Here is a 25,283-nt window from a genome sequence, read left to right on the forward strand (position 1 = left end):
TACCTGTTACTCCTGCGACTCGCCGTCATCCGACATTTCCATGCCGTCCGGTTCAATAACTTCACATTCCACGACACGTTTGATACGCGCGCTCGGCAGATGCTTTTTCACTGCCTTGACCAGCGGATCAAGCTCTGCCTCGTCAATACGGGCGCGTTCCTCCTGCGCCCGCACAGAAGCCAATGTGGGTTCGCCCTGTTCGTTCGACAAGGAGACAACCCAGCGCGTGCCCGTCCAATTAAGCAGCAACTGCCCGACCTTGCCGTGCAGGTCCTTGGGCGCGTTCTTGGTGGGGCGGATTTCCAGACGGCCCGGCTCGTAACGCACCAGATGGACGTCATTTTCCAGATGGGTCACCAGAATGCCTTCGCGCTTGGCCCTGAAAAGGTCCACCATCTGGCGGAAGGTCTTTGGCAGGTCCGGGCTGCTTTGCGGTTTTGCGGCCTGCGGCGCGGGCTGTGCCTCTGCCAGACCGACCTGCCGGACCGCCGCGGCACCGCCGCCGCCCTGAACGGCAACCAGCGAGGCTGTCGGGCCGGACGGCTGTCCGCCACCGGGCAGATTTTGCGAGGCCATCGCCGCCGCATTCATATCGCCGCCCGGTCCACCAGCCTGTGCACCACCATTGCCGCCGCCCGGCGCAATGCCGCCCTGCGCCTGCAGCTTCTGCAGCTTTTCGACCAGATCGCCCGGCGTCGGCAGATCAGCGGCATACATGATGCGGATCAGCACCATCTCGGCTGCCTGGATCGGGTTGGGCGCATGCTGCACCTCACCCAGCCCCTTCATCAGCATCTGCCAGCAGCGGGTCAGGATCGGCTGGCTCAGCTTGTCCGCCATGTCCTTGCCGCGCGTGCGTTCAATCTCAGGGGTGGAGGGCTGATCCGCCAGATCCGGCGTCAGCTTGAACCGGGTCAGCCAATAGCATACATCCAGCAGGTCCTGGATGATGACCACCGGGTCCGCCCCTTCGTCATACATCCGGCGCAGCACGTCCAGTGCCTCTGCCGCCGCGCCCTTCATCACCGCGTCGAACAGCTCAAACACACGGGCCCGGTCTGCCAGGCCCAGCATGTCGCGCACCTGTTCCGCCGTCACAGCACCCGAAGACAGGGCAATCGCCTGGTCCAGGATCGACAGGCCATCACGCGCCGATCCGTCGGCTGCACGGGCAACCATGGAAAGGGCGTCTTCCTCAACCTCGATATTTTCCCGCTCGGCCACGGATTTATAGAGGCCGTGCAGCTTTTCCACCGGAATACGGCGCAGGTCGAACCGCTGGCAACGGCTGAGCACCGTCACCGGGACCTTGCGGATTTCCGTGGTGGCAAAGATGAATTTCACATGTTCGGGCGGCTCTTCCAGCGTCTTCAACAGCGCGTTGAACGCGCTGTTGGAGAGCATGTGAACCTCGTCGAGGATGTAGATTTTATAGCGGGCCGAAACCGGCTTGTAGCGCACACCCTCGATCAACTCGCGGATATCGTTGACGCCGGTGCGGCTGGCGGCATCCATTTCCTGCACATCTACATGACGGTCTTCGGAAATGGCCTTGCAGTTATCGCATTCGCCGCAGGGGCTGACGGTGGGACCACCATTGCCATCCGGGCCGACACAGTTCAGCGCCTTGGCGATAATACGTGCCGTGGTCGTCTTGCCCACCCCGCGCACACCGGTCAGCACAAAGGCCTGGGCGATGCGGCCGCTTTCGATCGCATTGGTCAGCGTTCGCACCAGCGCTTCCTGACCGACAAGGTCTGCGAAAGTCGTTGGGCGGTATTTCCGGGCGAGGACGCGATACGCGTTATTTTCAGTCTGATCACTCATGGTCGCGATCATATACAGGCAAAGGCCGACTGTCTTCCCTCAGAATTCGAATTTTGCGAATTCTCCACAGGAAAATTATCCGGCATCGGGGCAAATAAAAACGCCCCATAAGGGGCGTTAGGTGGAAGGCCGAGAAATGCGACCCGAACAAAATCTCGTTACGGCTGCTTCCTTCCGGACCTGACCGGGTTGGCGAGCACGCTCGTCCGCCCCGACCTTCCGGCGCTACATATGGACTTTCATATCGGGAATCGCAAGGGCGAATTATCGGAAAATGTCACTTTTAAAGGCGTGGCACCTGCGCAAGAATACGCATCCGTCTTTTTCGACAAGCGAGTATATGTCTCCGATGGCCCACAAACCCCATTTCTATGAAAGCCGTTTTCTCGACCGCGCGGCGCATCTGCGCCAGGACGACGCATGGCTGCGACAGCAGCTATCCGCCGTGGAAACACGCATCCTGCCGATCTGGCGCAATCATGTCCTGGTCACCGCGGAGGCGGAGCCGGTCCTGGCCATGACCTCGGTTACAGAGATGGAAATCGACCTGGACGACTCCGCCTTCCTGGGCCTGTTTGACGGGACTGCACATTTCGCCGTCGACCTCTCCACCCATGACGAACCGCCCTTGGGTGACATCGGTGAATTCCTCGACCTGCGTGCGATCGGCCCCCGGATGGAGGCGGATGAAGGCGCGCTGGCAGCCTACGCCCGGGGCATGTTGCACTGGCATCGCCGTCACCGTTTCTGCGGGGCCTGCGGCGCGCCGACCGAAAGTGTCTGGGCGGGGCACAAACGCCATTGCACCAACCCGGAATGCGGGCTGGATCATTTTCCGCGCACGGACCCGGCAGTGATCATGCTGATCCACGACGGCGGCGACCAGGCACTGCTAGCCCGCGCACCGAGCTGGCCGGAAGGCCGCCATGCGGTACTGGCCGGATTTGTCGAACCCTGCGAGACCCTGGAACAGGCCGTCGCGCGGGAGGTCTTCGAGGAGGTCGGGATCGAGATCACCGACATCGCCTATCATTCCTCCCAACCCTGGCCCTTCCCGTCCAACATCATGCTGGGCTTCACCGCGCGTGCCGTGAACAAGGAAATCAGGCTGGACCAGAACGAGATTGCGGAGGCGCGCTGGATGACGAGGGCGGAACTGCGCAATTCGCCGGAAGACGAGACATTCGCCCTGCCGCGCCGGGACAGCATTTCCTATCGCCTGATCGAAGACTGGATGAACAGTTAGGCCCGATCCGGCAAAGCTGCTGTGCCGGGCGCATGATTGACGCCGCCCGGCCCCCTTCCTAATCTGGCCGAAATTGGGGAGGCCGAATCGTTGGAACACCTGTTGCTGATCAAGATTGCCGTGTCCATCGGCACCGTCCTGGGCCTGTCGCTCGTCGCGGAACGGGTCAGTCCACGCCTTGCCGGTCTGTTATCGGGCTATCCGTTGGGCACCGCCATCGCACTTTTTTTCATCGGTATTGAAAACAGCGCCGGTTTTGCGGCTGAAAGCGCAGTTTACACCCTGCCCGGCCTCGGGGCAGCCCTCTGTCTGGCCGCCGCCTATTACGCGGGCAGCCGCCTGATACAGGGGAAACCCGCCGTCATCCTCGCAGCCATCGCCGCGATCATCGGTTTTATCGTGGTTTCCGCAGCCTTCGCGGAACTGCCCGCGCGGCTATCCATTGCAGTTGCCGTCCCGCTGGCGGCCATCCTTCTGTTCGCCTATCTGTTTCGCCGGATTGAAAACGCCCCGGCCCTGCGCCGCAGCCGCCTCGGGCCGAAGGTTCTGGCCTTCCGCGCCGCACTGGCGACGGCGGTCGTTCTGGCGATCACCGGATCGGCAGCGCTGATCGGACCGGAATGGGCCGGTCTGCTATCGGCCTTCCCCAGCAGCGCCTTCCCGCTTTTCCTTGTGATCCATTGGACCTATGGCGGGCCGGCGGTCCATACCATCATCAAGAATTATCCGGCGGGCATGGGGGCGCTTGTCACCTACAGCCTGTCGGTCGCCCTCACCTATAACAGCCTCGGCGTCGGCCCGGGGACGATCGTCTCTTTCGGCTTTGCCACCGTCTATCTGGTTGGTTTTTCGGTGATCGGGCAGATGCTGGCGCGGCGCCGGGCCATGGCCTGACGCCGCAAGAAGCCGCTTATTCGTGACGGTTGCGGAAGGGGCTCATCCGATAGGTGCCCAGCAATTTCATCTTGGAGGTGAAATACTGCAATTCCTCCAGCGCCCGGTCGACCGCCTTGTCCGCCGGATGGCCTTCGATTTCCGCATAGAACTGTGCGGTGCTGTAGTCCGCCACAGAAATATAGCTTTCCAGTTTGACGAAGTTGACCCCGTTGGTGGCGAAACCGCCCATAGCCTTGTAAAGGCCCGCAGGCACGCTGCGCAGGGTGAAGACCAGACTGGTCACGCAGGGGCCGGAGCGCGGATCGGGTTCGATCCGGGTGCGCGACATCACCACGAAACGGGTGACATTGCCGATCTTGTCTTCAATCCGGCCACGCAGGTTTTCCAGGCCATAGGTTTCCCCGGCAAGACTGGACGCAACCGCCGCCACCGTCGGATCACCCAGTTCTGCGACCAGCTTGGCCGCCCCGGCGGTGTCCGCTTCCTTGACCGGTTTGATGCCCAGTTCCCGCAGGGTTTCCCGGCATTGCGCCAGGGCCTGGGTGTGACTGCGCGCCTCCTTGACCGTTTCCAGCGTCGCCCCCTTGGGCGCCAGCAGGTGATGATGCACAGGCTGAAAATGTTCCGCCACGATATAAAGGTTGGATTCCGGCAGCAGATGGTGAATATCCGCCACACGCCCGCCAAGCGAGTTTTCAATCGGGATCATGGCAAGACCTGCGCGCCCTTCCTCCACCGCCAGGAAGGCATCCTCAAAGGATGGACAGGACAACGGCTCCATATGGGGAAAGGCTTCGCGGCACGCCAGATGGGAATAGGCGCCGGGCACGCCCTGATAGGCGATTACCGGATTATCCTCTGCCGGGTTCGAAATCATTGCCGTTCCTCCATAGTCACTGTCAGTATTGAAATAGGTTTGTGACGATCCCGTTCCGCCGGAAAACCGGCCTTCCCGGACATTGTTGGCAAAACCGGCCCGGCCTGCCGCCCCTTGCGGGGCCGGGCTGTCGATGACGGTTTGCCCCAACAGCAGCCACTCCACAGACGTTCCCGTCGCCGAGGCCAAGGCCATCAGAACATCGCGGGACGGTTCGCGGTGCCCCTGCTCCCACCGGTTCACGGTCGAATGAGACACATCCAGGCGCGCCGCCAATGCCGCCTGGGACAAACCGGCCGCACGCCGGGCCTGCAGAATTCTTTTCGCCACTGTCATGAGATAAGGGCCTAGCGCAGCCAGAACCCCCTGTCAATAACTGTGCCTATTGTGCACATTGCACAAAAATAAAGTCATTCGTGCAAATTTTGCACAATGTCAGCCAAATCGGCGCAAATAGGCCATGGCATCATTCAATTGGGACATCCGCTCATGATCCCCGACCTCGCTGTCGGGGTGATGGATCGTCGCCAGCATGCGGAAACGGGACCGGATCGCACTCATGTCCGGACGCTGCGACGGCGCGAAGCCCAGAACGAAAAGCGCGTCTTCCCGGCTTCGGATGCCATGCGGCAGAACCTCGAAGGACAGCGCCCCCACGATGGACCGCAAACGGCTGACCTGCTCATCGCGCGCCTCCAGACGCTCCCGCGCGGAGGGGCGGGCGGCATCTTCCAACGTGATGGAAAGCTTTCCCCGGTCCAGCTCGAGCGCAAGCGCCAGGGCCTTGCGGATCGTCAGCACATCAAAGCCCGCCGGCATCCGCACCTGTAAACGGGGCTTGCGCCGCCAGGGTTTGCCCGCACTGGGGCCCGACTTCAGGATCACTGTTTCGCGGTCTTCGCCATTGGGCTCGCCGGGATCGGGCATATTTTCGATCACCACCTCCGGCATGGTCAGGATGACGGAACGCGCAATATCGCCGACATTCACCTTGCGGCGTTCCGCCAGCGCCGTCACGGCATCGCGAAAGTCACTGGCGCAGGGCACGGCATAGGATGTTTTACGCTGGGCAGGCGCCTTGGAAGCATTGCGGATCGCATCAACCAAACCCTCTGATTGACTGGAATTATTCCTCGGCATGGTTTGCGCCGCCGCCCCCTTGATCACTCGCCTGACCCCTTGCTATTCACCAATATCACCGCATCATCTAGTAGCAAAAACTACATATGTTGCTAAATATGCCATGTGTTCGCAAAGAAACAAGGTTTACTTTAAGGCCATCTCTCCAGATAGCAGTATACGCAAAGAGCCACCGTTCACCAATGCGCGCACCCTTCATACGCGTATTTTTTATGCAGTAGTAAGCTATTGGGAATACTCGATAATGGCGAATTTAAACCCCATCGCGATCCCTTTAACGTTGTATTTTCGCTGTTCAAATCCCGACAATTCTTGTATAACAAGAGTGGGGAAAGTGAGAGACAACCACCATTCCTAGACCCCCGTCTCTCATTGGCTTGTTCGATCTTCATTTCAAACAGCCGGGGCGAGCAGAGTTCCACCTATAGGGGTGGAAACTCTAAATTTCTGCACAACATAAGCCGACTTAAGCCGAGGATTGGCGCGGCCGGCACAAAAAAGGTAGGAGATTTGGATCATGCCGCACCCGACCGATGTCCATGTTGGACGCAAAGTACGTGAAGCACGTGCTGCAAAGGGTATGAGTCAGGAACAGCTTGGCAAGCTGCTTGGCGTTAGTTTTCAGCAAGTTCAGAAGTATGAAAAAGGAACCAACCGCATTGGCAGCAGCCGCCTTTGGGATATTTCCAAGGCTCTGGAAACGCCAATCACTTATTTCTTTGAAGAAATAGAAGAGGCGGGCACCGAACAACGGTCCCTACCGCGACGCACAATCGAATTGGCCAAGCAAATCGATTCCATCGAAGACGACAATGTGCGCAATCAGGTGCTGAACCTGATCAAGGCCTGCGCCCACTAGTTTTTTCGGACCACCCGGAACGGAATTGCGGGTCGCCCTTGTGGCGGCCCGTAATGCTATTTGCGCAATTCCCGGACAGTTGACGAAATTGTTCAAAATACCGTCGCCAGATTGAAAGGATTCAATCAAAGGTAGATATCATATTGTTAATAAATGTGTTTTTTTTGGGACACGGAAAAATACTCTAGGAAAACGGGTGTTTCTTAGGCACAATACTGCCTTTCGGATGCACTCTAGATTCAAGGCGCAGGGGGGGGGAGATGCAGAACAAACCGATAAACCCGATCCGCCGATTGTCTCACCGCCATGAATGCGGATGGGCGTCGTCCTGGTATGTGTCCGACGACGGCCAATGGCAGCCCATTGCCGACGTCGCCAACGATTTCCCCAACATCAATCCCTTTTCACAAGCGCCAAAAGATATGGAAATCGCCTTCCGCCATCTGGGCATGGTGAAGGTTTCAAGCAGTCAATTTCATATCGCAATAACTTGGGACCTTGTCCATGCCGACCTCAAGGCCCTGGAATCCGTCATCGCCTATCTCTTCAACATATCCGACCATCGAAAAGTCCGATTGAATTTTTTCCATGCCGGCTGGTGCCATGAGACATTCCAACATGCAGCGGAGGCCATGCGCCGTATCATCCAGTTGCAGGCTTTTCGAAGTAGAGATCCGCAGCTTGGCATTTTCATGCGACGACACTCGCCGGAAGAGGCAAAAGAGCGCTCGCCTATGATGGCGCATTACATCAATCACTGGGAACGTGAACGGTCACAGTTTGATCCTTCGCAGCGGCGGGTACGGTCTTTCCTTCTCCCTTGCGTCCAGCTCATGACACATGACCGGACCGGGAACTATGTCTTCCGGCACATCGGATCGAACACGATGGTCGCACAAATGTTTGGAGAAAGCTGGCGCCGGGACGTTCTCGGCACGGCCATAAACCAATCCCATGCCGATTCCGAATTCGAGGATTCCGTCTGCACTGCCTATGAAGAAAGCCTTGAAACGCAAGCGCCCTATCATGATCACATTCGTGCGCTTGTTATTCGCAAGCACGCTGATCCAATCTGGATATCCTATCAGCGCCTTATCCTCCCTTATCGAGGTCCGGCCGGGCAACCCTTCGTCGGCGTTGTTGTGGTGCCCGACCAGAACATAAGTATTCCGCTGTTTAACTCGCCGACACTTGGCTTATCAACTGGCCGCGGTCCCTCCAAATAACCCATTCATCAAGATATTCGGGCACAGTAGGGCGGTTCCACACCAGCCCATGTGGCTCCATGTTTGTATATCCATATTGATTAGCCATACGCGTCCTTACTATTCTTGGTTGCACCATGGCATAGGTGAAATCCGGTTCCCATTTCGCGAGAATAATCGCGGAAGAAAGATGCGTAAGGAGCGGTGGATAACCACGCCCACGCGCGCCCAGTGAACCGCCGCCCCGAAGCCAGAACTCTCCCTGATAAGCAACCTTCCCGGTAATATGACGCGTGGCGTGCGATGGTGAGTGACAGAACTCGCCCTGCTGCCTGTAATACTCCGGAGAGGAATAATAAGCGTCAAGGCTTTCCAGAAAATCGGCCAGACTCCGGTTTGACAAGATATCAAAACGGGCCGCCTGAAGATGAACGATCTCTTTGTTACGGTTCCGACCTTCAATCCAAAAGCCGTTGGACGGGCCTATTTCAGTCACCGCAGGATCGAACATTGGCGTGACCTGCTTGTCCCGGCATTCCCTTACCCTTAAGACAAAGGCATTGAAATCCGTCGAAACAGATATCTCCATCCCTTTTTCCGATAACATCTCAATGGTATTCGAAATAGACTTGAACGTGTTCAAAATTTCATCTTGTACCAGCATGGATAAGTCCTCCAAAATGAATGACAACGACCCCTCCCCAACCGACAGTTGGAAACCCACGGATCGAAATCACTACTCTGACAACACTGTACGAACACTCTATAGATTAGCGTGGGGTCCAAGTATCCACTTCGGCCTGTATCCAGACGGCACCGAAACGATCGAAGCCGCAGCCATCAAGACCAAGGTAGCCATCGCCTTAGCCCTTAAGCTGACCGCTGCCGACGATGTATTGGAGGTTGGAGCCGGTGAAGGGGAAACAGCGCGCTGGCTGGCCCGAGAGGTCGGGTGCCATGTTACTGCCAGCAATTTCACCCAGGAGCAGATCGACAGTGGCCGTCAGAAAACTACTCAGGACGATCTGTCTGATCTTGTTTCACACTCCTGGGCCGATTTTCAGGACCTCCCCTTTGGCGACAGCCAATTCACGGCTCACCTCAGCCAAGAGGCATTTGTCCACTGCAAGGACAAAAACCGTTATTTCAGTGAGGCCTACCGCGTCCTGAAACCGAGTGGGCAACTAGCCGTAAGCGACCAGACAACAGATCGTCGCCTTTGCAGTGAGAAGCTCAGGAGAATCATCACTGAACGCCACGGGTCTCCCGACATGTGGGATACAGACGAAATGATAAACGGGGCGCGTCAAGCCGGTTTTCTGGACATCGAGACTACTGATTGGTCCCCACATATGGCGCGACATTTTGCCAATCTGGTGAATCGGATTGAGGCGAACTACAACGCCTTTGCCGAGCACGTTGATAAAGGCGTTCTCGACAACAATCTCGAACTTTGGCGACTTGCGGTTGAAACAACGGAGGCAGGCAAAATCGGCTGGTGCCTGCTGACGGCGCGCAAGCCGGAATAAGGTACGGAAAAAGGCGGCCTCCGGAGAGACCGCCTTTTCTTTAGATCAATCTTTTAAGACCGTTCGATCAGCCGCGAAGCGTCCCGCCGGTCGCCTTGGCGACATTGGCGATAACCTTTTCCGCAACGGCCTCGATTTCCTCATCCGTCAGCGTGCGGTCCTTCGGCTGCAACGTCACGGCGATGGCGAGGCTCTTCTTGCCTTCTTCCATGCCTTCGCCGGTATAGACGTCAAAGACCTGAACGCCGGAGATCAGCTTCTTGTCGGCACCGGTTGCCGCCTTGACCAGCTTGTCGCTGGGCACGTCATCGTTGACGACGAAGGCAAAGTCACGGCTGACAGCCTGCAGGTTGCTGGCGTCCAGCTTGCCACGGGCCTTGCCCTTCTTCTTGCCCTTCGGCATCGGAATGTTGCCGAGGAAGATTTCAAAGGCAACCGCCCGGCCTTTCAGGCCCATGGCCTTCATCACTTTCGGATGAACCTCACCGAAATAGGCAATCACATTCGGGCCGAGACGAAGGGTGCCGGAACGGCCCGGATGATACCAGGCCGGTGCATCGGTCGTGACCTGCAGGTTCGCCACCGGCGCGCCGCAAACTTCCAGTGCACCCATGGCATCGGCCTTGGCGTCAAAGGCATCGACCGCACGCGGACTCTGGTCCCAATGGCGCGGGCCGGTCCTGCCAACACGAATACCGGCAGCAACCGTATCCTGGCCCTTCGGACTTGCGTCACGGTAGGCCGGGCCCACCTCGAACAATGCCGCATCCGCATAGCCACGGCCCGCATTACGAGCCGCCGCAGACAGCAGATTACCGAGAATGCTGGGACGCATCACGTCCAGATCGGCGGAAATCGGATTGGCAAGCTTCAGGGAAGCATCCACGCCGCCAAACAGTTTGGCATCCTTTTCGGACATGAAGGAGAAGGTTACAGCCTCCATCATGCCACGGATTGCCAGGGCCTTCTTGGCAAGTGCCACGCGGCGCTGTCCCTGCGTGATCGCCAGCGGCGGCAGGTCGCCATCCCGTTCCAGGGAAACGGCGGCAACATTGTCCAGCCCGTGGATACGCAGAACCTCTTCCACCAGGCAGTGTTCACCTTCCACGTCCGGACGCCAGCTCGGCACATCCGCCGTGATGACATTGCCGTCGCGTTTGGTGGCAAAGCCCAGACGCTGCAGGATGGCTTCGGCCTCGGCGGCTTCCATATCCACACCGCCACGGGTGCGGATACGATCCGCATCCAGGGTTACCTGGCGCTGCCATTTCGGTTCCTCACCGGCACCGACCACATGGGACGGCTCACCACCGCAAAGCTCCAGGATCAGGCGTGTACCGACATTGACGCCCCAATCGGCGCCGGTCGCATCCACGCCGCGCTCAAAACGATAGCGCGCGTCAGAGGTCACCCCCAGCTTGCGGCCCGTTTCGGCGATATTGATCGGATGCCAGAGAGCGGCTTCCAGGAAAACATTGACCGTTTCCCCGGTGCAGCCGGACAGTTCACCGCCCATGACACCGGCAATGCTTTCCGGCCCTTCCTCGTCACGGATCACGACCATGCCTTCGGAGAATTCATATTCCTTGCCGTCCAGCGCCAGCAGCTTTTCACCCGGCTCGGCGAAAGAGATGCGAAGCTTGTCGCCCTTCACCTTGTCGGCATCGAAGACGTGCAGCGGACGGTTCAGATCATAGGTGACATAGTTGGTGATATCGACCAGTGCGGAGATCGGACGCAGGCCGATCGCCTTCAGGCGGTCCTGCATCCATTTCGGGCTGGAGCCGTTTTTCACACCACGGATATAGCACCCTTTGGCCTGCGGGCACTTATCACCGATACCGTCGGCAATCTCCCAGGTCAGCGGGCTGTCAAAACCGCCCGCAACCGCAGACAGGTCCGGCTGTTTCAGCGTGCCCAGACCGGCCGCGGCCAGATCGCGGGCGATGCCGTAGATGCCCAGCGCATCACCCCGGTTCGGGGTAATCGCGATTTCGATGATCGGATCGTCCAGACCGGCGATGGTGGCATAGCTTTCGCCCACCGGCGCGTCATCCGCCAGTTCGATAATGCCGTCATGTTCGTCACTGAGGCCCATTTCGCGTTCGGAACACAGCATACCATTGCTGTCTTCGCCGCGAATATTACCGGCCTTCAGATCAACGCCGGTGCCCGGAATATGGCTGCCGGACGGCGCGAAGACGCCCTTCATGCCCTGGCGCGCATTGGGTGCACCGCAGACAACCTGGACTTCTTCCGAACCGGTATCGACGATGCAGACCTGCAGACGATCCGCATTGGGATGGCGTTTCGCCTCTTTCACGTAACCGACGATAAACGGCGCCAGCGCCTTGGAGCGGTCCTCGACCCCTTCCACTTCCAGGCCGATCATGGTCAGCGTATTCAGAATTTCTTCCAGAGACGCTTCCGTCTCCAAATGGTCTTTCAACCAGCTCAATGTGAATTTCATACTGACAGCCCCCGAATAAGCGATGCGGCTTCCATGGGCAGGAATCCGTAGTGACGCAGCCAACGCAGGTCGGCATCGAAGAATGTGCGCAGGTCGGGGATGCCATATTTCAGCATCGCGATACGCTCGATCCCCATGCCGAAGGCAAAGCCCTGGTATTCATCCGGGTCCAGGCCGCAGGCGCGCAGCACATTGGGGTGCACCATGCCGGAACCCAGGATTTCCATCCAGTCGTCGCCTTCGCCAACCACCAGCTCGCCATCCCGCCAGCAGCACTGGATATCCACCTCAGCGCTGGGTTCGGTGAAGGGGAAATAGCTGGAGCGGAAGCGCAGCGGCAGGTTGTCGACCTCGAAATAGGCGCTCAGGAAGTCCTGCAGGCAGCCTTTCAGGTGACCGAAATGGGTCTTCTTGTCGATGACCAGCGCCTCGACCTGGCTGAACATCGGCGTATGGGTCATATCGCTGTCAGAACGATAGGTCCGGCCCGGCGCGATGATGCGGATCGGCGGTTCCTGGTTCTGCATGGTGTGGATCTGCACCGTACTGGTGTGGGTCCGCAGCACCTTTTCATAGTCGATCTGACCGTCTTCACCCTGCAGGTAGAAGGTGTCATGTTCCTGACGCGCGGGATGTTCCGGCGGAATGTTCAAGGCGGTGAAGTTATGGAAATCGTCTTCGATATCCGGCCCTTCGGCCACTGTGAAGCCCATCTCGCCAAAGATCGCGACGATTTCGTCCCAGGTCTGGCTGATCGGGTGCAGACGCCCCATTTCCTCCGGACGGACCGGCAGGGAAACGTCAATGCTTTCCGCCTGCAGCCGTTCGTTCAACGCCGCATCTTCAAGCGCTTCCTTGCGCAGGTTGATGGCAGATGCCACCGCTTCCTTGATTTTGTTCAGCGCCTGACCGCGCTCTTTGCGTTCATCCGGGCTCAACCCACCGAGATTTTTCATCTCAGCCGTGATCCGGCCCTTCTTGCCCAGCGCTGCCACGCGCACCGTTTCCAATGTGTCGAGGTCACCCGCCCCGTTCACATCGCCCAGAAGCGCATCCTGTAGCTGGTCGAGAGTATCGCTCATCCCCAGTGTCTCACTCACGTTGGAATTAAAGACCCAAAATAATCAACTTCCCGGTTCTAACCCCGGGACATGAAAAAAGCAAAAGCGGGGTCGCTTGCGCGGCCCCGCTCTTACCGAAACTCAGAAATGCTGAAAAACCGAGTTAGGCCAGAGCGGCCTGCGCCTGATCTGCCAGCGATTTAAAGGCTTCCGGTTCATGAACTGCGATGTCGGCCAGAACCTTACGGTCCAGCTCGATGCCAGCCTTGTTCAGGCCGTCCATGAAACGGGAATAGGTCAGGCCGTTGTCGCGTGCCGCAGCGTTGATACGCTGGATCCACAGGGCACGGAAGGTGCGCTTGCGGGCTTTACGGTCGCGATAGGCGTACTGACCGGCTTTCTCGACCGCCTGCTTGGCGATGCGGATCGTATTTTTACGACGGCCGCGATAGCCTTTGGCTTCTTCGAGAACTTTTTTGTGACGGGCGTGAGCGGTTACACCGCGTTTTACACGTGCCATGATAGGAGCTCCTTAATTCAAGCGGGCCGAGGCTTAGCCGAACAGCCAATTGGTTTTGACGACCTTAGCGTCGGAATCGCACATGATCTGGCCGCCACGGTTCTGGCGCTTCATCTGCTGCGGACGCTTGGAGGTGCCGTGACGCAGGCAAGCACTGTAGAAACGTACTTTGCCTTTACCGGTCAGCTTGAACCGCTTTTTAGCGGAGCTTTTCGTCTTCATCTTGGGCATTTTTTCTTCCTTCTTAAGGTCGAGTTTCATCTTCGGTGGCAAGGCATGCCATTGGACCAGTTTCAGTCCGCCCGGCGCACCGGCATCATGGCCATCCCACGAATGGTACAGCCACAGCGGACGGGGTTATACGCCCCCCGGCCACGAAAGACAAGCGCATATCCGCAGAAATTCACGTTTGTTTGTGGACCGGGTATACTCGTTGCCACCGTCACAACAATCGACTGCGGGGAGTAGACAACAATGGCACTCGAAATGACTACCGACCTTCGGATGCTGATCTGGGTCAGCCTGTTAACCCTGTTTCTGTGGCTGCCTTATGTATTGGCGCGCCTCGTAAGATACGGCCTCATCGAAACAATCTCATACAGGAAAGACGGCGAACCGGTCGCCGCCTGGGCAACCAGGGCAAAAAAGGCGCATTACAATGCGATAGAGAATCTGGTTCCCTTTGCCATAGCGGTCCTGGTCGCACATATCACCAACGCCGCCAATGACATGACGGCCCTGGCATCAATCGTCTATTTCTGGGCGCGTCTTGCGCATTATCCGCTGCAGATAAGCAATCTGCCCATAGGGCGGACCGTCGCCTTCGCAGTCGGCTGGGTCGCCATTCTGATCATCGTGCTGCAGATCATCAAATAGGCAAAACCCAAGACAGCATTCCAGACCGGCCCATTGAGGGCCGGTCCATATGCCCGGCAACCGAAATCAACGAACCACGAAAACCGAAATATCGCTGTGGGAAGCCAGATAACCGGCGTTAGAGCTGAAGACATGCTCGTAGATGCCCGGCATATGGGTTCCCATGACAACAAGGTCCGCCCCCAGTTCATGCGCGGCCTTGTCCAGCGCATCATCAAGGTCACGCGCCGGGTCCGCGGATGTCACCGCCTTGGTCTGCACCGGCACGCCCAGGACGCCCGCCTGCCGCTCGCCAAAGTCTTTCAGCTTTTGCGCGAATTCCTCCGGCGTATGGGCGACAGCCGTCGGCACGGTCGGCGTCACACCGACAAGGGTGAGGTCCGCCTTAAATTCCTTCGCAAAAAGACCCGCCGTCGTCAGCGCCTTTCCGAGCTTATCCTGATGCTCCAAATCCACTGGCACCATTATCGACTTATACATATCAGGACTCCGTTAAGTTATTGGCCTGGATACAATATAACCATAGCATATACCCCCTCCCCCAGGTCCAGCTTTGCGCTACCTCAATGCAAAGCGCCTATGCCGGGTATTCCCGCCGATCAGCCGAAAGGAGAATGTTTTGCCCGCATAATCGCGCAATGCGCGATATTTTCAAAATATTAACCCATTTGATTTTAAACTATTGTTTTCATCTTATCATTTTCTAATGAAGGCTGTATTCTGCGGAAAAAGATAGGGGGCTAAGAGATGGAATACAGGACAGGTTCAACCGTAAGCAGCCAGGAAATGGCGCTGTTTGATCTGGCAAAGCGCCTGGAACGTTATCGCGAGGGACGCCATGCGGTGCATGTTCATCTCTCCCGGCTGAAATCCGTCAATCGGCGCAACCATCACCTGCGCGTAGCCTTGTCCACGGTCTCCAGCAATTTTGCCGGTAGCGACTGTCAGGCATTTCTTCTGGCAAACAATGATCTGGTTTTCGTCAGCAAGGATGTCGACCTGAAGAAACTGGACGATATCATCATGCAGCTTCGCAGCCTGTTCAGCGACGACCCCCTGGTCATTGCCGCCGGAGACCATGAAAGCGGCCATGGACAATTCGCCACCATCTACAATCTGGAAAAGCAATATCCGGCCTTCATGGATTTCTGCAAGGAGATCGCCGCCAAGGATCAGGACCGTAAACGGCGTCTTTCGGAAATGGCGGTCCAGACCGCGGCAGATGTCGCCGACAGCCGCCATCCCCTGACCACGGCGCAACTGGCACGTCTTGAGGAGTATCTGGAAAGAACGGAGATCACCAACGTCATGAAGCGCCAGCCGGTCTGCGTCATTACCGGCAAGGAGCCTCCCAAACCGATCTTCAAGGAACTTTACGTCTCCATCATGGAACTGGCGACATCCATGCTGCCCGATGTCAATCTGGCGTCCAACCGCTGGCTGTTCCAGCATCTGACGCAAATCCTCGACAAGCGTATGTTGAGCCGCCTGTCCAAGGCGCGCGACAGCGCCCTGCAGACCCATTTTTCCGTCAACCTGAACGTCAACACGCTGCTGGAGCCGGAATTCCTCGCCTTTGACAACAGCCTGCATGCCGGATCACGCGAGACAATCATCATTGAACTGCACCTCATCGACATTTTGGCTGACATGTCGATGTATCAGTTCGCCCGCGACTTTGTGAAGGAACGCGGATATCGGATTTGCGTAGACGGGATTTCCGCAGATGCCCTGCCCTTCGTGGACCGAAAGCTTCTGGGTGCGGATATGGTGAAGGTCTTTGCAGACGACACCTTCTCCCCCAACGCCTCGACAGAGCGCAAGGAAGCCATGGCAAAAGAAATAAACCGTCAGGGCAAGGGCCGCATTATACTTGCACGCTGCGACAGCCGGGCTATCATCACCGCCGGCCAGGAAATGGGGATCACTGTCTTTCAGGGACACTATATTGATATGGCGCTGCAACAGCTCTCAAAGCTGTCGTCGGCTGCCAAATCTCAAAAGCAGGCCTGACAGACACCCCGGACAGCAGGCCAACCGTAACCCTCTGTCGATCGCGTCATCATGAATTCAATTGACCTTGCCGTTCCGGCCTTCGGCCTGTCCACCGCAATGATCCTTGCCCTGGCCCTCGTTCTGGATTGGGCCTTGGGCGATATGCGCTGGTTCTACCGCTTTGTCCCCCATCCCGTCGTCCTGATCGGGCGGCTGATCGGTATTCTGGACAAGCGCCTCAACCGGGAAAGCCGCAGCAGCCGCAACCGCATGATCCGGGGCGCAATGGTCACGGCCTTCGTCGTTCTCCTCTGCGCCCTGATCGGATGGGGTCTGGACCGGGGCCTGCGACAGGTTCCCTACGGCTGGGGCATCGAGGTCTTTCTGGTTTCCATCCTGCTGGCCGCACGCAGCCTGTTTACCCATGTGGGCAATGTGGCCAAGGCGCTGAAGGCCGACGGCCTCGAAGGTGGACGCAAGGCCGTTGCCCATATCGTCGGGCGCGATCCAAGCCAGTTGGACAGTCATGGTGTCGCACGGGCAGCCGTGGAATCGCTTGCGGAAAACTTCGCCGACGGCGTCATTGCCCCGGCCTTCTGGTATCTGATCTTCGGCCTGCCCGGCATTCTCGCCTATAAGGCGATCAACACGCTGGATTCCATGATCGGCTACCGGAATGCGCGCTATAAGGATTTCGGCATGGCGGCGGCGCGGTTCGATGATCTCGCCAACTGGATTCCGGCACGCCTGACCGGCGTCCTTGTCTGCCTCGCGGCAGCCCTGTCACCGAAATCCGCCCCCGTGCAGGCCGCGCGCAGCATGATCCGATTTGCCGGAAAGCACGCCTCGCCCAACGCCGGCTGGCCGGAAGGAGCCATGGCTGGGGCGCTCGATCTGGCATTGGGCGGGCCAAGACGCTATCCGGGCGGCATCAGCGAGGCAGCCTGGATCGGCGATGGCCGGGCACGCCTGACCGCTGGCGACATCCGCGCCGCGCAATATGTCTACGCAGTCGCCAATGGTCTGGTCCTTGCCGGGACCCTGACCTTCGCGCTGGTCTTTATTGATTTCCAGGGTCTGATCTAGGGATCAACCGGCTTTCGCAGTTGCCAGCAACGCGTCCAGATCCAGATGCGCCTCCAGATGATCCGCCAGATTATCGAGTGTCTGTTCGACCATCGCGTCATAGCGGGTTTCCGCCTGACGTCCTTCCCGGAAGCGCGACAGGAAGGCGGCACGGAAATCATCATCGGCAAACAACCCGTGCAGGTAACAGCCCATCACGCGTCCGTCTTGGGAAATCGCCCCGTCCGGCCCGCTGCCCAATTGCAGCATCGGCCGTTGCAGGCCCGGCCCACGGGTGCGGCCCATATGCATTTCATACCCATGAACACTGGCGCCGGTGGAGAGGTCAACGCCCTGCTCTTCGTAAAGCGCCTTGTCGCCGGTCAGTGCCGTTTCCGTGTCCAGCAGCCCCAGCCCGTCCACCGAACCGGCGGGTCCTTCAATTCCATCCGGGTCCGAAATGACCTTACCCAACATCTGATATCCGGCACAGAGCCCGACCACCATGCCGCCACGGCGCAGATAGGCCTTCAGGTCGATCTCCCAACCTTCCGCCCGAAAGGCCTGCAAGTCGGCGATGGTTGTCTTCGATCCCGGCAGCAGGACAAGGTCCGCATCCATGGGCAGGGGCGTGCCCGGCGAAATGAAGGTCACCGACACATCCGGTTCCGCAGACAGCGGATCGAGGTCATCGAAATTGGCAATCCGGTCGAGCCGGGGCACCACCACCTTGATCCCCTTGCCACAATCGTCGGCGGGACGTTCCAGCGCCACCGCATCCTCCGCAGGCAGCCTGGCCGCCGCCGCGAACCACGGCAGCACGCCAAAGCTTGGCATGCCGGTATGATCGCCGATGATCTCCAGACCGCTGTCGAACAGGGTCGGGTCACCCCGGAACTTGTTAACGATATAGCCCTTCAACCGGTCGCGTTCGCTGTCTTCCAGCACCTGCCAGGTTCCGACCAGACTTGCGATCACACCGCCCCGGGCGATATCGGCGACCAGGACGACCGGGATATCGGCGGCCTCCGCAAAGCCCATATTCGCAATATCGCCATTACGCAGGTTTACTTCCGCCGGGCTGCCCGCACCTTCGACCAGCAGCAAGTCTGCCTCGCCACCGAGTTGGTCAAAACTTTCCAGCACCTTCGGCAGCAGTTCGGACTTCAGCTTGTAATAGTCACGGGCCTTTGCGGTTGCATAGACCTTGCCCTGCACCACGACCTGAGACCCCATATCCGTCTGGGGTTTCAGCAGAACCGGGTTCATATGAACGCTGGGCGGGACACCACAGGCGCGCGCCTGCAGGGCCTGGGCCCGGCCGATCTCACCACCGTCTGCCGTGACGGCGGCATTATTGGACATATTCTGTGGCTTGAAAGGACGCACGGTCAGGCCACGCCGCGTATAGGCGCGGGCAAGCCCTGCAACCAGCAGGGACTTGCCCACATCCGATCCGGTTCCCTGGAACATCAGTGCCGGGGGGCGCGTGGCCGTCATGTGTCGATTACCGTTTCAACTGATCAGTTATGGGGAAAACTGGCGAGCAGTTCGCGCAGCTTGTCCGCATGGGCATTGGCGTATTTGCCATTCAGGACGATATCCTTGGGCGTGGCGCTGGTATTGTCGTAATAGCCCATGTTGTCCTCATGATCCGCCCAGATGACCGCGCCATCGACAGAGGCACCGATGAAGGCCCCCTTGCTGGTGGAATAGGCAATCACATCCGCACCGAGGTTGGTGGTGGTGGAGGCTTCCAGGCCCTCACCGACCGGCCCGACGGCCGCGCTGATGTCGCCACCCAGTTTCACCTTGTTGTTCAGAATCGCGGACAGGCCCTTGCCGGTCATGACAATCAGCATCAGTTCGGACGATTGCGCACCGATCTGAAGACCGATACTGCCGGACCCCATGTCGAAAAAGGCCGGATAACTCCATTCGCCATTGTCGGCCCGCGCCAGGAGAACGCCACTGCCGCCTTCACCGCCGACCAGGAATGCGCCTTTCAGCAATTCCGGCACGACAAAGACCGCCTTGGCGTCCTTCATGTAATGTTTGACCTTTTCACCATGGCGTTCATGGTTGCTCATCTTCTTGACGGTGTACAACGCCTCATCGACGAGTTCCTGGGCGTCCTCCTTGGGGCTGGCATAGGCCGCCGTTGCCACGGACAGGCCCAGACCCACCGCAAGAAGGGCAGAGATCCATTTGTTCATATCGACACTCCGTTTCCTTATTGTCCGGGCCCCGCTGCGTCCCACCGTCAAGCAGAGCGTCCGGTTTAAAATTCGATTGCGATCTGCGCCTTGTAACCGGCCCGGAAGTGATGTTTCACCTGGGTCATTTCGGTCACGAGGTCCGCAATCTCGATCAGTTCTTCCTTCGCATTGCGGCCGGTCACGACCACATGCAGATCGTCACGCTTGTTCTTCAGCGTTTCGATAATGTCATTCAGGTCCAGATAGTCATAGCGCATGACAATATTCAACTCGTCCAGGATCACCATATCGAAGGACGGGTCCGCCATGACCTCCTTGGCATAGGCCCAGGCAGCCTGGGCTGCGGCGATATCGCGTTCGCGGTCCTGGGTGTCCCAGGTGAACCCTTCGCCCATGGCCTTCATAACGCAAAGTTCCGGGAATTTTTCCAGGACAACCCGCTCGCCCGTGTTCCACACGCCTTTGACAAACTGGACAATGCAGACACGTTTGCCGTTGCCGACCGCACGCGCAGCCAGGCCCATGGCAGCCGTGGTCTTGCCCTTGCCCTTGCCGGTATGAACCATCAGCAGACCGCCTTCCTTGTCCTTGGTCGCGATCATCTTGTCCCGCGCAGCCTTTTTCTTGGCCATTTTTTCCGCGTGGCGCTGATTGATTTCTTCTTCGGTCATACCTTCGGTCTTCATGGAATCCACCCTTCTCAGACATGATTTGGCTCTGCCGCGACTATAGCCTGATTCGACCGAATTCTGGCAATCCCAAAGGAGACACAGCCCCGTCAGAATACGACCTTCACCGGTCTGCATCCGTGTCTATAGGCGGTGAATTTGGCTACAACATGGCATGCGTCTGATTTAAATTGACGCAGCCCCGCCACCCGGCCAGTTATGGAATATCGGGAGGGGCCATGGATATCAACGAAACCATCATCGAACGGGCGCCGGGCCGCATCAAGCGGCATCTGAATGAATTCCTGCGTCTGGCAACGCCGGTGATCGCCAGCCGTGCGGGGCTGCTGCTGCTCACCGCCGTGGATACCGCCATGCTGGGCCATATGGCGCCGGAGGAAGTGGCCGGATATACGCTGGGCACATCGCCCTTTATCGTCCTGATGGTATTCGGCGTCGGCCTGATGATGGGCACCCTTATCGCCACCGCCCATTCCGACAGCAGTGACAATGCCGCAGAGGTCGGGCGGGTCTGGAAACAGTCCATCCCCTATGCCGCCCTGGTCGGTCTGGCGCTGGGCGGCCTGTCTTTCTTTGGCGAGGCCTATTTCTCCTGGACCCGGCCAGCAGCCGAACTGGTGCAAACCTGCATCAATGTCTTCCTGCTGCAGGGACTGGGCCTGCTGCCTGCGATGCTGTTCACCACAACGACCTTTTTCCTGGAGGGCCTGCGACGCCCCTATCCCGTGCTGTTCGCCATCGCCCTTGGCAACCTTGCCAATATCATCATCAATCCGTTGTTCATCTATGGCCTTTGGGGCCTGCCCGAAATGGGCGCGGAAGGGGCGGCCCTTGCCACGGCAATCGCACGCTGGACCATGGCAATCGGGATTATTGCCTATGTCTGGTGGCTGAAGGATCACCATGCCTTGGGCATTCGCCAGAAGCTGCCCAAGGGCTGGTGGCAGCAAAGCCGCCAGCAACGCCGCTACGGCTATGCCGCCGGGCTTTCCTATGGTTTCGAGACATTTGCCTTCGGTGTGATGGCGATCTATGCGGGTTGGCTGGGGACCGAGGCCTCCGCCATCTATGGCGTCTGCATGAATATGCTGGCCATGATCTTCATGAGTGCATTGGGGTTTGCCACCGCCACATCGGTGCGGGTCGGCATCGCCCATGGCCGCCGCGACTGGCCGGACCGCGCGCTTGCCGGGTGGACCGGGCTGGCCGCGACATGGGCCATCATGGGCCTATGCGCCATGGCCCTTTGGACGGTGCCGGAAACCGTCATCGGCATTTACCTGACCGACGAACATCTGATCACGCTGGCCCTGCCATCCATCGCACTAATCGGCTTTATCATGTTCGGCGACGGCGGCCAGATCGTCATGGCCCAGGCCCTGCGCGGCGCGGCAGACACCTGGATTCCGACAGCCATGAATTTCGTGTCCTATATGATGGTGATGATCCCCTGCGGCTATCTTTTCACGCAGGTTCTGGATCACGGCGTTTTCGGCCTGTTCGAGGCCATCGCCGTCGGCAGTGCCGTCTCGGTCACCGTGGTGACCAGCCGCTGGACCTGGCTTTGTATCAAGCCAAAACGCTCGCTTCCTTGATCCGCGAGACCAGTTCCGGCAACAGGGACAGCCGGGATGTGGAGACCCGCGCGGTCTTGTAAAAATCGCGCGGGAAATCAAACACCGCATAGGGATCATCGACCGCCCAGATCAGGATTTCCAGCCATCGCCCGTCAAAGACCACGGTCATCGGGCCATAGATATTGGCGATTTGGCGGAACAGGGCCTGCATCCCCGCCTGCCAGAAGAGATGGCTTTCATCCTTGTCTGCGGCCAGGACCGTAAGGTTGGGCACCAGACTTCCCATATCCGCCTCTCCCTGCCATGCGAAAGCCGTGCGGTCAAAATTCTCATCGTTGAGCAAGCGCATATCGCTGCTTGCCACCAGATACCGGCCTTCCAGATTCTCAGGCAGCAGACAGCGCAGAACCACGCCGCCCTGATCCAGATCCGTATCCGAAAATCCGAAACCGGTGGTCATATGAAGGCGTATCCGCCACCCGACCGGATCGTGTAAATAGCTATAAATACGTTCAGCCCGCCATTGCAGCTTGCCGTAATAACAACTGAAGGCTTCGAAATGCAGGTCCCGGTGACGCACCAGACGAAAGATACCATCCGGCTTCAACAGCCCGTCGAATCCCGGCAGCGCCTTTGTCAGTGCATGCAGTTCAAGCGGCTTGGGTGACGACGTCTCCGGGGCCGACGCCAGATTGAGATAACGGACCGCCTCATCAAAGATAACGTCCTGCGCCTCCGGATAGGCTTCCACCTGTCCATCAACCAGGGACTTGAGTTTCTTGCTTAACTTCTCACGCCGCCGCAATCCCTTGAGGCATGGACGCAGGAGTTGTTGGTAGTAATCCTCAAACCCGTCCATGAAGCGGGTCGGAATTTCCTGCTGACGGATCATCCAAGCGCCGTAATCGTCGGATTATCCCCGCAAAGCGCGCAATTGGGATCGCGCTTGGTTTTGATTTTCCGGGTGTTCATGTCCAGCGCATCGAATAGCAGAAGCTGACCGACCAGACCGGTGCCAATCCCCAGAATTTCCTTCAGGACTTCCGTGGCCTGGATACAGCCGACCACGCCGGCAATCGAACCCAGAATGCCCACCGTATCGCAACGGGGGACCAGATCCGGGTCGGGGGCCTGCGGGAAGAGACAGCGATAACACGGCCCGCCGTCCTGGGTTTTGTAGACAGAGACCTGGCCCTCAAAGCGAACCAGGGCCGCGCTGACCAAAGTCTTTTTTGCGAAATAGCAGGCGTCGTTCAGCAGGTAACGCGCGGCGAAATTATCGCTGCCATCCACCACAAGGTCATAGCCGTCGATCAGGCCCATGGCATTGGCCGCGTTCAGGCGCTGGCGATGTTCATGGACGGTGATATCGGGATTGAGCGCCTCGATCCGCTCCGCCGCGCTGGCAACTTTGGCGTCGCCCACATCGTCGGTGGAATGAATGACCTGACGCTGCAGGTTGGTGGTATCGACCACGTCATGATCGACAATGCCCAAGGTGCCGACCCCGGCCGCCGCCAGATAGAGCAGCACCGGCGAGCCAAGGCCGCCTGCGCCGACCACCAGCACTTTGGATTGCAAAAGCTTTAACTGGCCGTCTTCCCCCACCTCATCCAGGATGACATGGCGGGCATAGCGTTCCAGTTCGGCGTCAGTCAGGTCGGTACGGGTCATCGGCACATATTCCGGAAAGAGAAGACGCCCCTCCCTTAGCATCAGGAAGGGGCGCGTCGACAGTGTTAATTCTTACAGTCCGTCAAACAGGCTCGTGGACAGATAGCGTTCTGCACAGCTTGCCAGAATGACCACGATCCGCTTGCCTTTCATTTCCGGGCGCTTGCCCACCTCGACGGCTGCGGCCAAGGCGGCGCCGGAGGAAATGCCGACCGGCAGGCCTTCCAGTTTCGCCACATTGCGCGACGTGCTGAAGGCGGTTTCATTGGCAATGCGAACGACTTCGTCGATCAGCTCCGTATTCAGGACGTCCGGGACGAAGCCTGCGCCAATCCCCTGAATTTTATGCGGGCCCGGCTGGCCGCCGGACAGAACCGGGCTGTCTTCCGGTTCGACTGCCACAACATGGAAGTTCGGGTTGCGCTGTTTGATGACTTCACCAACGCCGGTCAGCGTGCCGCCGGTACCAACGCCGGAAATCAGGACATCCACATTGCCGCCGCTGTCTTTCCAGATTTCTTCCGCCGTGCCCTTGCGATGGGCTTCCGGGTTGGCCTTGTTGTGGAATTGCTGTGGCATGGCGGCATCCGGCAGTTCCTTCAACAGCTCACCGGCGCGGTCGATCGCGCCCTTCATGCCTTTTGCCGCCGGGGTCAGTTCCAGTTCCGCGCCCAAAAGCTTCAGCATCTTGCGGCGTTCAATAGACATGCTTTCCGGCATGGTCAGGATCAGGCGATAGCCCTTGGCCGCCGCCACGAAGGCCAGCGCGATCCCGGTATTGCCCGAGGTCGGCTCCACCAGGACGGTCTTGCCCGGCGTGATGACGCCCTCGGCTTCCATGGCGTCGATCATGCCACGGCCGATCCGGTCCTTCACGCTGCTCAGAGGATTGAAGAATTCAAGCTTGGCGAGGATTTCCGCCTCAACCCCGTTTTCTTCGGCAAAGCGGCTCAGACGGACCAAAGGCGTTGCGCCGATGGTATCCACCAGATTGTCGTAAATACGTCCGCGAAATTCACCTTCAGCCATCTCTATAAACCTCTCTGTAAATTGTCTCTGTTATGTTGTGACCCGACGGTCCGGCCGCAACCGGCGTCAGATCATGAAATCGAATGTGCTCTGGCTCTGGCTTTCGATACCCGCTTCCTGGGCATTGCGGCACAGGTCCTCGATGCTGGTCTTTTCCAGACGGACCATGGCCTGATCTTCCAGCTCCTGCCAAAGCGGACGCAGCACCGCATGGCCCAGTTCGGAGCCCGCCGGGTCGGTCAGCGGATCCATCGCGCCGTCCATTTCCTGAACCACGCGCACAATATCGGCGACCGAGATGTTGCGGCGTTCGCGCGCCAGACGATAGCCACCACGCGGCCCGCGCACACCGCGCAGGATGTCGGCGCGCACAAGATTCTGCAGGACCTGCTCCAGATATCGGCGGGGAATGCCCTGACGTTCTGCGATCTCCTTGCTTTGCACCGGCAGATCGGCGGCATGGTAGGCAATATCCAGCACCGCCTCGATTGCGAACATCAGTTTCTTCGTCAAACGCATAACTTCAGA

25 protein-coding genes and 1 other RNA gene are annotated in these 25,283 nt (G+C 58.6%); 9 read left to right on the forward strand and 17 right to left on the reverse strand.

What is annotated here, in order from left to right:
* Window positions 1–6 precede the first annotated feature (6 nt).
* Together IF205_RS01410 and ffs are read right to left on the reverse strand one after the other, a co-directional pair.
* Window positions 7–1,827, reverse strand: coding sequence for a DNA polymerase III subunit gamma/tau (locus IF205_RS01410; RefSeq protein WP_259781503.1), 1,821 nt, complete (start codon window positions 1,825–1,827; stop codon window positions 7–9).
* Window positions 1,828–1,950: 123 nt separating this feature from the next.
* An RNA gene (ffs, locus tag IF205_RS01415) (signal recognition particle sRNA small type) lies at window positions 1,951–2,045 on the reverse strand.
* 131 nt (window positions 2,046–2,176) lie between these two features.
* Here ffs and nudC point away from each other — a divergent pair.
* Window positions 2,177–3,073, forward strand: a complete 897-nt coding sequence (gene nudC / locus IF205_RS01420) for an NAD(+) diphosphatase (RefSeq protein WP_259781504.1) — start codon at window positions 2,177–2,179, stop codon at window positions 3,071–3,073.
* 90 nt (window positions 3,074–3,163) lie between these two features.
* Complete coding sequence (locus tag IF205_RS01425; protein WP_259781505.1) at window positions 3,164–3,967, forward strand: hypothetical protein; 804 nt, start codon at window positions 3,164–3,166, stop codon at window positions 3,965–3,967.
* A 16-nt stretch (window positions 3,968–3,983) separates the two neighbouring features.
* Here the strand turns inward: IF205_RS01425 and IF205_RS01430 are convergent, their stop codons facing one another.
* Window positions 3,984–5,183 carry a prephenate dehydratase gene (locus tag IF205_RS01430; protein WP_311195725.1) on the reverse strand — a complete coding sequence of 400 codons (1,200 nt, stop codon included), beginning with the start codon at window positions 5,181–5,183 and terminating at the stop codon, window positions 3,984–3,986.
* A 99-nt stretch (window positions 5,184–5,282) separates the two neighbouring features.
* Window positions 5,283–5,987: a J domain-containing protein gene (locus tag IF205_RS01440; RefSeq protein ID WP_259781506.1), complete on the reverse strand. Its 705-nt coding sequence runs from the start codon at window positions 5,985–5,987 to the stop codon at window positions 5,283–5,285.
* 517 nt (window positions 5,988–6,504) lie between these two features.
* Between IF205_RS01440 and IF205_RS01445 the strand changes: the two genes are divergently transcribed.
* Both IF205_RS01445 and IF205_RS01450 read left to right on the forward strand, forming a co-directional pair.
* Window positions 6,505–6,846, forward strand: a complete 342-nt coding sequence (locus IF205_RS01445; protein ID WP_259781507.1) for a helix-turn-helix domain-containing protein — start codon at window positions 6,505–6,507, stop codon at window positions 6,844–6,846.
* Between the two features lie 335 nt (window positions 6,847–7,181).
* A complete protein-coding gene (locus IF205_RS01450) occupies window positions 7,182–8,072 on the forward strand; it encodes a PAS domain-containing protein (protein ID WP_259781508.1) in 891 nt (296 codons plus the stop codon).
* Here the strand turns inward: IF205_RS01450 and IF205_RS01455 are convergent.
* Window positions 8,023–8,715 (reverse strand): hypothetical protein, encoded by a 693-nt coding sequence (locus IF205_RS01455; RefSeq protein ID WP_259781509.1) that lies wholly within the window; start codon window positions 8,713–8,715, stop codon window positions 8,023–8,025. The two genes, IF205_RS01450 and IF205_RS01455, sit on opposite strands and share 50 nt — an antisense overlap.
* Window positions 8,716–8,731: 16 nt before the next feature.
* Here IF205_RS01455 and IF205_RS01460 point away from each other — a divergent pair, with 16 nt between their 5' ends.
* The gene (locus tag IF205_RS01460) at window positions 8,732–9,580 is read left to right on the forward strand and encodes an SAM-dependent methyltransferase (protein ID WP_259781510.1); all 849 of its coding nucleotides are present in this window, start codon (window positions 8,732–8,734) and stop codon (window positions 9,578–9,580) included.
* A 67-nt stretch (window positions 9,581–9,647) separates the two neighbouring features.
* Here IF205_RS01460 and pheT read toward each other — a convergent pair whose 3' ends face one another.
* The 4 genes from pheT to rpmI form a co-directional block, all read right to left on the reverse strand.
* On the reverse strand, window positions 9,648–12,050 hold the full coding sequence (pheT, locus tag IF205_RS01465; RefSeq protein WP_259781511.1) for a phenylalanine--tRNA ligase subunit beta: 2,403 nt from the start codon (window positions 12,048–12,050) through the stop codon (window positions 9,648–9,650).
* Window positions 12,047–13,132, reverse strand: coding sequence for a phenylalanine--tRNA ligase subunit alpha (pheS, locus tag IF205_RS01470; protein WP_259781512.1), 1,086 nt, complete (start codon window positions 13,130–13,132; stop codon window positions 12,047–12,049). Before pheS ends, pheT begins: the two co-directional genes overlap by 4 nt.
* 142 nt (window positions 13,133–13,274) lie before the next feature.
* Window positions 13,275–13,631: a 50S ribosomal protein L20 gene (gene rplT / locus IF205_RS01475; protein WP_259781513.1), complete on the reverse strand. Its 357-nt coding sequence runs from the start codon at window positions 13,629–13,631 to the stop codon at window positions 13,275–13,277.
* Window positions 13,632–13,664: 33 nt separating this feature from the next.
* Window positions 13,665–13,862 carry a 50S ribosomal protein L35 gene (rpmI, locus tag IF205_RS01480; RefSeq protein WP_259781514.1) on the reverse strand — a complete coding sequence of 66 codons (198 nt, stop codon included), beginning with the start codon at window positions 13,860–13,862 and terminating at the stop codon, window positions 13,665–13,667.
* A 243-nt stretch (window positions 13,863–14,105) separates the two neighbouring features.
* On the opposite strand from rpmI, the gene IF205_RS01485 reads away from it, so the two are divergent.
* Window positions 14,106–14,507, forward strand: coding sequence for an MAPEG family protein (locus tag IF205_RS01485; RefSeq protein WP_259781515.1), 402 nt, complete (start codon window positions 14,106–14,108; stop codon window positions 14,505–14,507).
* A 66-nt stretch (window positions 14,508–14,573) separates the two neighbouring features.
* Here IF205_RS01485 and IF205_RS01490 read toward each other — a convergent pair whose 3' ends face one another.
* Window positions 14,574–14,987, reverse strand: coding sequence for a universal stress protein (locus IF205_RS01490; protein ID WP_259781516.1), 414 nt, complete (start codon window positions 14,985–14,987; stop codon window positions 14,574–14,576).
* A 267-nt stretch (window positions 14,988–15,254) separates the two neighbouring features.
* Here IF205_RS01490 and IF205_RS01495 point away from each other — a divergent pair, with 267 nt between their 5' ends.
* Both IF205_RS01495 and cbiB read left to right on the forward strand, forming a co-directional pair.
* The gene (locus tag IF205_RS01495) at window positions 15,255–16,520 is read left to right on the forward strand and encodes an EAL domain-containing protein (RefSeq protein WP_259781517.1); all 1,266 of its coding nucleotides are present in this window, start codon (window positions 15,255–15,257) and stop codon (window positions 16,518–16,520) included.
* A gap of 51 nt (window positions 16,521–16,571) precedes the next feature.
* Entirely contained in the window at window positions 16,572–17,588 is a 1,017-nt protein-coding gene (gene cbiB, locus IF205_RS01500; protein ID WP_259781518.1) for an adenosylcobinamide-phosphate synthase CbiB, read from the forward strand.
* A 3-nt stretch (window positions 17,589–17,591) separates the two neighbouring features.
* Here the strand turns inward: cbiB and IF205_RS01505 are convergent, their stop codons facing one another.
* The 3 genes from IF205_RS01505 to cobO form a co-directional block, all read right to left on the reverse strand.
* Window positions 17,592–19,067 carry a cobyric acid synthase gene (locus IF205_RS01505; protein WP_259781519.1) on the reverse strand — a complete coding sequence of 492 codons (1,476 nt, stop codon included), beginning with the start codon at window positions 19,065–19,067 and terminating at the stop codon, window positions 17,592–17,594.
* 23 nt (window positions 19,068–19,090) lie between these two features.
* On the reverse strand, window positions 19,091–19,783 hold the full coding sequence (locus IF205_RS01510) for a lipid-binding SYLF domain-containing protein (protein ID WP_259781520.1): 693 nt from the start codon (window positions 19,781–19,783) through the stop codon (window positions 19,091–19,093).
* Between the two features lie 65 nt (window positions 19,784–19,848).
* Window positions 19,849–20,472, reverse strand: coding sequence for a cob(I)yrinic acid a,c-diamide adenosyltransferase (cobO, locus tag IF205_RS01515; protein ID WP_259781521.1), 624 nt, complete (start codon window positions 20,470–20,472; stop codon window positions 19,849–19,851).
* 221 nt (window positions 20,473–20,693) lie between these two features.
* On the opposite strand from cobO, the gene IF205_RS01520 reads away from it, so the two are divergent.
* Complete coding sequence (locus tag IF205_RS01520) at window positions 20,694–22,070, forward strand: MATE family efflux transporter (protein WP_259781522.1); 1,377 nt, start codon at window positions 20,694–20,696, stop codon at window positions 22,068–22,070.
* On the opposite strand, the gene IF205_RS01525 is transcribed toward IF205_RS01520, so the two are convergent.
* The 4 genes from IF205_RS01525 to IF205_RS01540 form a co-directional block, all read right to left on the reverse strand.
* Window positions 22,045–22,944: a hypothetical protein gene (locus IF205_RS01525; protein ID WP_259781523.1), complete on the reverse strand. Its 900-nt coding sequence runs from the start codon at window positions 22,942–22,944 to the stop codon at window positions 22,045–22,047. The two genes, IF205_RS01520 and IF205_RS01525, sit on opposite strands and share 26 nt — an antisense overlap.
* On the reverse strand, window positions 22,941–23,726 hold the full coding sequence (locus tag IF205_RS01530; RefSeq protein ID WP_259781524.1) for a HesA/MoeB/ThiF family protein: 786 nt from the start codon (window positions 23,724–23,726) through the stop codon (window positions 22,941–22,943). Before IF205_RS01530 ends, IF205_RS01525 begins: the two co-directional genes overlap by 4 nt.
* A gap of 72 nt (window positions 23,727–23,798) precedes the next feature.
* Window positions 23,799–24,755, reverse strand: a complete 957-nt coding sequence (gene cysK, locus IF205_RS01535; RefSeq protein ID WP_259781525.1) for a cysteine synthase A — start codon at window positions 24,753–24,755, stop codon at window positions 23,799–23,801.
* 66 nt (window positions 24,756–24,821) lie between these two features.
* Entirely contained in the window at window positions 24,822–25,274 is a 453-nt protein-coding gene (locus IF205_RS01540; protein ID WP_259781526.1) for an RrF2 family transcriptional regulator, read from the reverse strand.
* Window positions 25,275–25,283 lie beyond the last annotated feature (9 nt).

Origin of the sequence: Aestuariispira ectoiniformans (assembly GCF_025136295.1) — a bacterium.
Taxonomy (GTDB): Bacteria; Pseudomonadota; Alphaproteobacteria; order UBA8366; family Aestuariispiraceae; genus Aestuariispira_A; species Aestuariispira_A ectoiniformans.